Below are 9,928 nucleotides of genomic sequence, written 5' to 3'. Positions count from 1 at the left end.
ACCGGGGGCCGCCGCTCGGCGGCCTTGCCTGGCGCTGGTGTGGTGGGTGGCTGGGGCTCGACGGTGCGGCGCGCCGGCTCGTCGTGGCGCCGGTGTGCCGGCTGGCCCACGCGCTGGCCGGGTTCGACGACCGGGTCCTGCACCGCGGCGTCACCGGCACCGCGCGGGCCGCCCGGCGGCTGGCCGTGGTGACCGAACGCGTCGGCGAGCGCCGGGTGTTCGACGCGGCGGTGCGGGGCGCCGCCGCGGGCTGCGCCGCGCTGGGCCGGCTGGCCAGGCGCCCGCAGACCGGGCTGCTCCACCACTACCTGGCGCAGGCGGTCGCGGCGCTGGCCGCCGTCGCGGTCGTGCTGGCGTTGGTGAGGTGACGGGTGCTGCTCACCGTGCTGGTCTTCCTGCCGTTGGCGGTGGCGGTCGTGCTGCTGGCACTGCCGGCTTCCGTGCCGCCCCGGGTGGCGTGGTGGGCGTGGACGGCGGCGGCCACCGCGGAGACCGTGCTGGTGATCCTGGTGTGGGCGGGCCACCGGCCGGGCGGCGGCCCGCAGTACGAGGCCGAGGCGCGCTGGATCCCTGGGGCCGGCGTCGGCTACCACGTCGGCGTCGACGGCCTGTCGCTGCCGCTGCTGGCCGTCACCTGTGTGCTCTTCCTGGCCTGCGCGGTGTACTCGCGGCGCGAGACCCGGCGGGTGCGGGAGTTCGCCGCGCTGTTCCTCTTCCTCCAGACCACCTGCCTCGGCGTGTTCGCGGCCCTCGACCTGATCCTGTTCTTCGTCTTCCTCGACCTGTCGATCGTCGGGATGTACGTGCTGGTCGCCGGCTGGGGGCACCGTCCCGGCGCCGCCCGCGCCGCGCTGACGTTCTTCCTCTACACCTTCCTCGGCTCGCTGGCGCTGCTGCTCGGCTTCATCGGCCTCTATCTGGCCGCCGAGCCGCACACGTTCGACATGACGGCGCTGACCGACCGTCCGCCGCTGGAGGGCCGTGGCGGCTACGCGGCCCTGGTGCTGCTGGCGATCGGCGTCGGCCTGGCGATCAAGACGCCGACGGTGCCGTTCCACAGCTGGCTGCCGCCGGCGCACACCCAGGCGCCGGCCGCCGGCTCGGCGATCCTGGCCGGGGTGTTGCTGAAGATGGGCGCCTACGGCTTCCTGCGGATCGCCATGCCGATGCTCCCCGAGGCCTGGCGTCGCTTCGCCCTGGTGTTCGTGGTCGTCGGGGTGGTCTCGGTGCTCTACGGCGCGCTGGTGGCCCTGGCGCAGAGCGACCTGAAGCGGCTGATCGCCTACACCTCGGTCACCCACATGGGGTACGTCCTGCTGGCCGTGGGCGCGGCCGGCACCGCGGGTGAGCGGGCCGGCCGGCTCGCGGTGAGCGGCGCGGTCACCCAGCTGGTGAGCCACGCGCTGATCACCGGAGCGCTGTTCCTGCTCGCCGGGACGCTGTACGCGCGGGGGCGCGACTACGCGCTGGCCGACTGGTCGGGTCTCGCGGGTCCGGCGCCGGTCTTCGCGGCGCTGACCGGCGTCGCCGTGTTCGCCTCGCTCGGCCTGCCCGGGTTCTCCGGCTTCGTCGCCGAGTTCCAGATCTTCGCCGGCAGCCTGCCGGCGAGGCCGGTGGCGACCGGCCTCGCGCTGCTCGGCGTGCTGCTCACCGCCGGTCTCCTGCTCCGCGCCCTGCACCGGATCCTGGTCGGCCCGCTGCGGATGCCGGCCGGGGTCGGGGCGTTCCCCGACGTGCGGCCCCACGAGGCGGCGGCGATCGTGCCGCTGCTGGCGCTCGCGCTGCTGCTCGGCGTGGCGCCGCGGCTGTTCCTCGACGTGGTGGAGCCGGCGGCGCGCGAGGTGGTCGGCCTGGTGGCGCGATGACCGGGACGGCCGGGACCGACGAGAACCCGCTGGCGCTGCTGCCCGAGCTGCTGCTCGCCGGCTCGGCCGTCCTCGGGCTGCTGCTCGGCTCCTGGCTGCCCCGGCACCGGCAGTGGCCGGTCGGGCTGCTCGCCGCCTTCGCCTGCCTGGCCGGTATCGTCGCGGCCGCCGTGCAGGCCGGGGTCGCCGCGCCGACCACCGCCTTCGGCGGGGCCTTCGCGATCGACACGGTGACGACGACCGCCCGGATCGTGGTCCTCGGCGGCACCCTGCCGCTGCTCGCGCTGGTGGCGGGGGCGACCGGCGGCCACCGGCGGGAGACCGAGTGCTACGTGCTGGTCCAACTGGCCGCCCTCGGCGCCCTGACGCTCGCCGGCGCGGCCGACCTGCTGACCCTGGCCGCCGCCTACCTGCTGGCCAGCGTCCCCGGCTACGCGCTGGCCGGCTTCGCGGCGGACGGGCGGGGCACCGAGGCGGCGCTCAAGTACTTCGTGGTCGGCGCGCTGCTCGGGGGGCTGATGTTCGGCGGCGTCACGCTGCTGCTCGCGGCGGGGCGCACCACCGGCTATCCGGCGCTGCGCGAGGCGCTGCCCGGCGCGCCGGGCGGGCTGGTGGCGGTCGGCCTCGTCGGCCTGTTGGCCGGGCTGCTGTTCAAGTCGGGCGCGGTGCCCGGGCACTTCTGGGTGCCGGACGCGGTGCAGGGCTGCCGGCCCCCGGTCGCCGCGCTGCTGACCACGCTGCCCAAGGCGGGCGCCCTCGCGGCGCTGTTCCGGCTGGCCACCGGGCCGCTCGCCGGGGTGGCGGCCGCCGACGTGCCCTGGTCGGCGCTGCTCGCGGCGCTGGCCGCCGCCACCATGACGCTGGGCAACCTGGCGGCGTTCTTCCAGGACGACGTGCGCCGGCTGCTCGCCTACTCCACCATCAGCCAGGCGGGCTATCTGCTGGTCCCGGTGGCCGTGGCGGGCCGTTCCGAGTTGTCCGAGCGGGCGCTCCTCTACTACCTGGCCGGCTACGCGCTCACCAACCTGGGGGCGTTCGCCGTGGTGTGCGCGCTGCCGGGGGCCAGGACCGTCGACGACTACCGCGGACTGGCCCGCCGGCGGCCGGCCCTGGTGGGCGCGCTGCTGCTCTGCCTGCTCGGCCTGGTGGGCACCCCGCCGACGGCGGTCTTCCTCGGCAAGCTGGAGGTGTTCGGCGCGGCGGTCGACGGCGGCTACGCCTGGCTGGCCGCGCTCGCGGTGGCCAACACCGTGGCCTCGCTCTTCTACTACCTGCGCTGGCTGGCGCCCGCGCTGCTCGGCCCGCCGGCCGCCGCCCGGCACGGTCCCGCGGTGCGGTCGGCCGCCGTGACCGCGTACACGACCGCGCTCGGCTCGCTGGCCCTCGGCCTGGCCGGCGGCCCCGTGCTGACGCTGCTCGGCGGCTAATTCCACCACCGATCGGGCGCAACGATGATAGGACTGTTGTGATGATCTTCCGAGGGGAGCAGAAGATGACGTTCACCTTTCGTCGGCTCGCCGAGTCGGACTTCCCGCTGCTGGGGGGCTGGCTGGCACGCCCGCGCGTGGCACGGTGGTGGCACCACGAGACCACGCCGGAGGCGGTGGCCCGCGACTTCGGGCCGGCGGCCAGGGGCGAGGAGCCGTCCGACGACCTGCTGGCCCTGTACGACGGGCGGCCGGCGGGCCTGGTGCAGCGGTGCGCGTTCGCCGACTACCCGGAGTACCGGGCCGAGCTCGCCGCCGTGGTGCCGGTGCCGGTGGACGCGGTGACCCTGGACTACCTGATCGGCGAGCCCGACCTCCTCGGTCGCGGCCTCGGCCCCGTCATGATCCGCGCGGCACTGGAGCGCACCTGGCTGGAGCGGCCCGACGCGAGCTGCGTGCTGGTGCCGGTGGTGGCGGCCAACCGGGCGTCCTGGCGGGCGCTGGAGCGGGCCGGCCTGCGGCGGGTCGGCGAGGGGGAGCTGACGCCGGACAACCCGATCGACGACCGCGCCCACTACGTGTACCGGATCGATCGACCCACGGTGACCGACTAGGTCCTGTCCGGAGGCCGTGCCGCCCCTCCCGTTCTACGCTCGAAGCCGGAGCGGGAGGAGGGCGGTCATGACCGAGCGACCCGGGTCGCGCTATCTGCCGATCGCCGACCACGGCCTGATCGGCGACCTGCGCAGCATCGCCCTGGTGGGCATCGACGGCACCATCGACTGGTACTGCTGCCCCCGCTTCGACTCCCCCAGCGTCTTCGGCGCGATCCTGGACGCCGACCGCGGCGGCAGCTTCGAACTGGCGACCGACGTGCCGGCCCGCACCAAGCAGTTCTACTTCCCCGACACCAACGTGCTGATCACCCGGTTCTTCGCGAGCGACGGGGTGGGCGAGGTTCAGGACTTCATGCCGGTCAACGGCGGCTCGGACGGCCACGACGACCGGCACCGGCTGCTCCGCCGGGTGGTGTGCGTGCGCGGCACGGTTCCGTTCCGGGCCCGGATCGCGCCGCGCTTCGACTACGGTGCCCAGCCGCACACCCTGCGCATGCTGGACGGGCAGGCGGTCTTCTCCTCCCCCGACCTCACGCTCGCGCTGACCTCCACCGCCCCGATCGAGGGCGACGAGCGGGACGTGTGGTCGCGGTTCACGCTGCTGGAGGGCCAGTCCGAGGTGTTCGCCCTGGACCGGATCGAGGGCGAGGAACCGCCGCGCGCCTGCCCGCGTGCCGAGGCCGAGGAGGAGTTCGCCACCACCGTCGACTTCTGGCGGCGCTGGCTCTCGGCGTCCCGCTACCGGGGCCGGTGGCGGGAGATGGTGCACCGCTCCGCGTTGACGCTGAAGCTGCTCACCTACGCGCCGACCGGCGCGATCGTGGCCGCGCCCACCACCAGCCTGCCGGAGCAGGTCGGCGGCGAGCGGAACTGGGACTACCGGTACGTCTGGATCAGGGACGCCGCGTTCGCGGTCTACGCGCTGCTGCGGCTCGGCTTCACCGAGGAGGCCGACTCGTTCATGGCGTTTCTCTCCCAACGGAGGGGCCTGCGCGAGCCGGGGCCCACGGGGCCGCTCCAGATCATGTACGGCATCGACGGGCGCACCGAGCTGCCCGAGCGTGAACTCGGCCATCTGGAGGGGTACATGGGCTCGGCCCCGGTGCGGGTGGGCAACGCGGCGGCCAGCCAGCTCCAGCTGGACATCTACGGCGCGCTGATCGACTCGATCTACCTCTACGACAAGTGGGGACAGCCCATCTCCAGCGACCGCTGGGAGGAGGTCAGCGTGCTGGTGGAGTGGGTCTGCGACAACTGGGACCAGCGGGACGACGGCGTCTGGGAGACCAGGGGCGGGCCCAAGCGGTTCCTGTACTCGCGGCTGATGTGCTGGGTGGCGATCGAGCGGGCCATGCGGATGGCCATCCACCGCGGGCTGCCGGCCGACATCCCGCGGTGGCGGGAGAGCAGGGACGCCATCTACCACCAGATCATGCGCCGTTGCTGGTCGGCGGAGCGCCGGGCCTTCGTGCAGCACGAGGAGGACGACGTGCTCGACGCCTCGGTGCTGATGATGCCGCTCGCCAAGTTCATCTCCCCCACCGACCCCAAGTGGCTCTCCACGCTGGACGCGTTGGGCGAGGAACTGGTGTCCGACTCGCTGGTCTACCGCTACGACCCGCGGGTCAGCCCGGACGGACTGCGCGGCGAGGAGGGCACGTTCTCCATCTGCTCCTTCTGGTACGTCGAGGCGCTGGTGCGGGCCGGGCGGCCCGAGGAGGCCAGGCTGGCGTTCGAGAAGATGCTGACGTACGCCAACCACCTGGGCCTGTACGCCGAGGAGATCGGCCACACCGGCGAGCAGCGCGGCAACTTCCCGCAGGCGTTCACCCATCTCGCCCTGATCAGCGCGGCGTTCAACCTGGACCGGGCGCTGGGCTGAGCCCGCGGCCGGCGCGCCCGTCAGGTGGGCGGGTAGAGCGCGTAGTCGGCGAAGTTGCCGTGCAGCCGTTCGCCCGGCGGGCCCTGGGTGACGGCGTGCACCAGGAGTTCGCCGCCGACGAACGCGCCGTGCCAGGAGGCGCCGCGGCCGCCGAACGGCTCGGCGCGGTCGCCGCGCGAGCGGGGCGCGTTGACGCCGACCTTGAACGCCTGGAGCTGGCCGGCGAGTCGGCCTGCGGTGGCGGGGTCGTCGCAGGCCAGGGAGGCCACGAGGGCGCCGTTGCTGGCGTTCATGGCGGCCAGCAGCTCGGCCTCGGTGTCGACCAGCACGATGGTGTCGACCGGGCCGAACGGCTCCTGGTGGTGCAGCGGCGAGGAGGGGGGCGGGGAGAGCACGGCGGCGGGCGGCAGGTAGGCGGCGGTGTCCTGCCCCGGCAGGAAGCGGCCGTCGGCGAGCCGCCCGCGGTACAGCGGGACGCCGCCGCGGGCCACCGCCTCGGCGACGAAGCCGGCCAGTTCCTTGGCCTTGGCGTCGTTGATCAGCGGGCCGAAGGCGAGGTCGGGGGGCTCGTCCTCGGGGTGCGCCACGGCCAGCGGATGGCCGAACTCGACGGCCCTGACCGCCGGCAGGTAGGCGGCGAGGAAGGCGTCGAAGAGGTCCCGCTGGACGACGTAGCGCGGGTAGGCGGTGCAGCGCTGCTTGCCGTACTCGAAGGCCCGGCGGACGTGCCCGGCGAGCAGCTCCCAGTCGCTGAACTCCCACACCCCTCAGCAGTTGAGGCCCTCCTGTTCCAGGATGTGCCGGGTGCGGGTGGCGGCCAGGGCGGCGGCCACCCGGCTTCCCGCGCCACGGCCGCCGACGAAGTTGACGCAGCCCACGGCCGGGGCGCCGACCAGCGCCGGGGACAGCTCGGAGCCGGCGCCGCTGACCAGGGTGAGCGGCAGGCCGTGCCGGGCGGCCAGGGCGCAGGCCAGGGTGAGGCAGGCGGTGCCGCCGTCGGTCGGGGTCTTGGCGACGGCGGCGTTGCCCGCCAGCACCTGCACCAGCATGGCGTGCGTCAGCACGCTCATCGGGTAGTTCCAGCTGGCGATGTTGGAGACCGGGCCGGCCAGCGGGGCGCGGCCGGCCAGCATGGGCTCGATCTCGTCCAGGTACCAGCGGACCCCGTCGAGGCAGCGGTCCACGTCGGCGCGGGCCAGCCGCCAGGGCTTGCCGATCTCCCAGACCAGCAGCAGCGCCAACAGGTCACGGTGGGCGGCGAGTTCGTCGACCGCGCCGGCGACCCTGGCACGCCGCTCGGCGAGGGGCAGCCGGCTCCAGACCCGGTGCTGGTCGAGGGCGGCCAGCACGGCGCCGCGGGCGGCGGACGCGTCCAGGGCCGGTGGGCCGAGGATGGCGCGGCCGTCGACGGGGCTGGTGGCGGGGGCCGGGACGCCGTCGGGGTGCCAGCCGCCGGCGTGCAGGTTGAGGGCCCGGTCGTCGTGGAACGCCTCGGGCGCGACGCGCAGGGCGTGGGCGAGCGCGTCCGTCCAGTCGGCGCCCCGCCTGAGCCGGTAGCCGGTCACAGTTCGACTCCCCGGCCCGTCTCGACGTCGGACACGTCCTGGACGGGCGGCCCGGTGCGCTGGACGTGCTGCCAGCCGAAGCGGCCCTTGATGCAGAGGTTGCCGTGGGTCACGGAGCTGTCGTGCGGGGAGGTGACCTTGACGATCTCCTGGGCGCCGTCCGGCATCTCCTGGACGTGGAGGGTGAGCGAGCAGCCGGTGCCGCAGAAGGTGCAGAGCGTGGTGGTCTCGGTCTGCGCCGACTCGTCCCAGGTGCCGGCGGTCCGGTGGTCGTACTCGGCCTTGAAGCTGAGCGCGCCGGTGGGGCAGACCTCGATGCAGTTGCCGCAGTAGACGCAGGCGGAGTCGGGCAGCGGGGCCGCGTACTCGGTGGAGATGCCGGCGTCGAAGCCGCGCCCGGCGACGGTGAGGGCGAAGGTGTTCTGCCACTGGTCGCCGCAGGCGTCGACGCACTTGTAGCACAGGATGCACTTGCCGTAGTCGCGGACGTAGAGGTCGTTGTCGACGGTGGCCGGCTGGCCGACGGTCGCCGCGGCGGCGCCGTCGGTCTCCTCGTGTTCGCCGGGCCTCGCGGGGCCGGTACGCGGCGGGGCGGGCGGGCCGAAGCGGGCGGGCTCGGCGCCGTACTCGGCCATCCAGTCGGCGACGTTCGGCGTGGTGGACAGGTCGGAGGCGGAGCCGAGCAGTTCGAGGACCAGCCTGCGGCTGTGCCTGGCCCGCTCGGTGGCGGTGCGCACCACCATGCCGGGCTCGGCCCTGCGGGAGCAGGAGGGCACCAGGGTGCGGGAGCCCTCGACCTCGACCATGCACAGCCGGCAGACGTTGGCCGGGGTGAGCGTGTCGCCGTGGCAGAGGGTGGGCAGGTCGCCGCCGGTGGCGCGGACGGCGTCCAGGATGGTGGCGCCCTCCGGGACCAGCACGGTGGTGTCGTCCAGGGTGAACTCCACCATGCGGCGCGGGAGTCCGAGGTCGATGGCGGTCACGGGGTTCCTCCCGGGCTCGTGGTTCCGTCCGTGCCGGTGAGCAGGCCGAGGCGGTCGAGGGCGGACTCGATGGCGTTCCACGCGGTCTGGCCGAGCCCGCAGATGGAGGAGTCGCGCATCACCTGGCCGACCTCGCGGAGCAGCGAGGTGTCGGCCGGGTCGCGGGAGCGCACCAGCCGGTGCAGGGCCTCCTCCTGGCGTACGGTGCCGATCCGGCAGGGGACGCACTGGCCGCAGGACTCGTCGCGGAAGAAGGCGGCGATGCGGAGCAGGAGGTCGGCCAGGTCGGCCCGGTCGTCGAGGGCCAGCACGACGCCGGAGCCGAGGGTGGTGCCGGCGGCGCGGGCGTCCTCCAGGGTGAGCGGCAGGTCCAGTTCGTCGGCGCGGACGAAGCCGCCGGCGGCGCCGCCGAGCAGCACGGCGCGCAGGCTGCGGCCCTCGGCCACTCCCCCGGCCAGGTCGAGGAGTTCGCCGAGGGTGGTGCCGAACGGCACCTCGTAGACGCCGGGTCGGCGGACGGCGCCGGAGAGGCAGAACAGCTTGCTGCCGGTGGAGCGTTCGGTGCCGATCCCGGCGTAGGCGGCGCCGCCCTCCTCCAGGACGAGCGGGATGTTGGCCAGGGTCTCGATGTTGTTGACGGCGGTGGGCTTGCCGAACAGGCCCTTCTCCACGGGGAACGGGGGCTTGCTGCGCGGCTCGCCCCGGAAGCCCTCGATGGAGTTGAAGATGGCGGTCTCCTCGCCGCAGATGTAGGCGCCGGCGCCGCGTCGGATCTCGATCTCGAAGTGGAATCCCGGGTGGCCCATGACGTCGTGGCCGAGGAAGCCGCGGTGCCTGGCCTCGGCGATGGCGTGCCGGATCCGGTGCAGGGCGCGCGGGTACTCGCCGCGCAGGTAGAGGTAGCCGCGGCGGGCGCCGACGGCGAACCCGGCGATGGTCATGGCCTCGACGACGGCGAAGGGGTCGCCCTCCAGCAGCACCCGGTCCTTGAAGGTGCCTGGCTCGCTCTCGTCGGCGTTGCAGACCAGGTAGTGCGGGGTCTCCGGCTGGCCGGCGGTGGCCGCCCACTTGCGCCCGGTGGGGAACGCGGCGCCGCCCCGGCCGGTGAGCCCCGAGTCGGTGACCTCGCGGATCACGCCGCTCGGTCCGATCGTCAGGGCGCGGCGCAGCGCGGTGTAGCCGCCGGCGGCCCGGTAGGCGTCGAGGCTGCCGGGGTCGACGGTGCCGACCCGGCGCAGCAGCCGCAGCCCGGCCTCGCCGGCCTGGGGCACGGAGGCGGCGACGGGCGGCTCGTGCGCCGTGGGGTCGGGGCCGACGCTCGGTCCGGTGCGGGCGGCGGCCAGCAGTTCGTCGGCGTCGGTGGGGGCGAGCACCTGCTCGGCGGCGACCTCGCCGGCCTCGAAGACGAGGGCGGCGGGGGCGCGTTCGCAGACGCCGAGGCAGGGGCTGCGCAGCCACTGCAGGTCGCCCGCCTCCTGCCCCGCCGCGCCGAGCTCGCGCTCGGCGGCCGCGGCGAGCCGGTCGGCGCCGGCGGTCTTGCAGGCGAGGTCGGTGCAGACGTGGAGCACCCGGCGGGGGCGGGGGGTGAG

6 protein-coding genes and 2 pseudogenes are annotated in these 9,928 nt (G+C 74.7%); 5 read left to right on the top strand and 3 right to left on the bottom strand.

Annotation, left to right across the window (positions count from 1 at the left end; translation table 11 throughout):
- The 5 genes and pseudogenes from E1283_RS37470 to E1283_RS24305 form a co-directional block, all read left to right on the top strand.
- Positions 1–368: pseudogene (locus tag E1283_RS37470) on the top strand (NADH-quinone oxidoreductase subunit L); the annotation flags it as partial.
- Positions 369–374: 6 nt separating this feature from the next.
- A complete protein-coding gene (locus tag E1283_RS24320; protein WP_132820271.1) occupies positions 375–1,865 on the top strand; it encodes a complex I subunit 4 family protein in 1,491 nt (496 codons plus the stop codon).
- Positions 1,862–3,292, top strand: a complete 1,431-nt coding sequence (locus E1283_RS24315; RefSeq protein ID WP_132820270.1) for an NADH-quinone oxidoreductase subunit N — start codon at positions 1,862–1,864, stop codon at positions 3,290–3,292. Before E1283_RS24320 ends, E1283_RS24315 begins: the two co-directional genes overlap by 4 nt.
- A gap of 65 nt (positions 3,293–3,357) precedes the next feature.
- On the top strand, positions 3,358–3,906 hold the full coding sequence (locus E1283_RS24310; protein WP_132820269.1) for a GNAT family N-acetyltransferase: 549 nt from the start codon (positions 3,358–3,360) through the stop codon (positions 3,904–3,906).
- Positions 3,907–3,973: 67 nt separating this feature from the next.
- Complete coding sequence (locus E1283_RS24305; protein WP_132820268.1) at positions 3,974–5,791, top strand: glycoside hydrolase family 15 protein; 1,818 nt, start codon at positions 3,974–3,976, stop codon at positions 5,789–5,791.
- 20 nt (positions 5,792–5,811) lie between these two features.
- On the opposite strand, the pseudogene E1283_RS24300 reads toward E1283_RS24305, so the two are convergent.
- The 3 genes and pseudogenes from E1283_RS24300 to E1283_RS24290 form a co-directional block, all read right to left on the bottom strand.
- Positions 5,812–7,356: pseudogene (locus tag E1283_RS24300) on the bottom strand (aldehyde dehydrogenase family protein).
- Positions 7,353–8,339, bottom strand: a complete 987-nt coding sequence (locus E1283_RS24295) for a 2Fe-2S iron-sulfur cluster-binding protein (protein WP_132820267.1) — start codon at positions 8,337–8,339, stop codon at positions 7,353–7,355. The pseudogene E1283_RS24300 and the gene E1283_RS24295 overlap by 4 nt, the downstream one beginning before the upstream one ends.
- A partial coding sequence (locus E1283_RS24290) for an NADH-ubiquinone oxidoreductase-F iron-sulfur binding region domain-containing protein (protein WP_132820266.1) occupies positions 8,336–9,928 on the bottom strand: 1,593 nt, incomplete at its 5' end. The genes E1283_RS24295 and E1283_RS24290, both read right to left, overlap by 4 nt.

It is taken from the genome of Streptomyces hainanensis (assembly GCF_004348415.1).
GTDB classification, from domain to species: Bacteria; Actinomycetota; Actinomycetes; order Streptomycetales; family Streptomycetaceae; genus Streptomyces; species Streptomyces hainanensis.
This window is presented reverse-complemented; position numbering and strand designations above follow the sequence as displayed.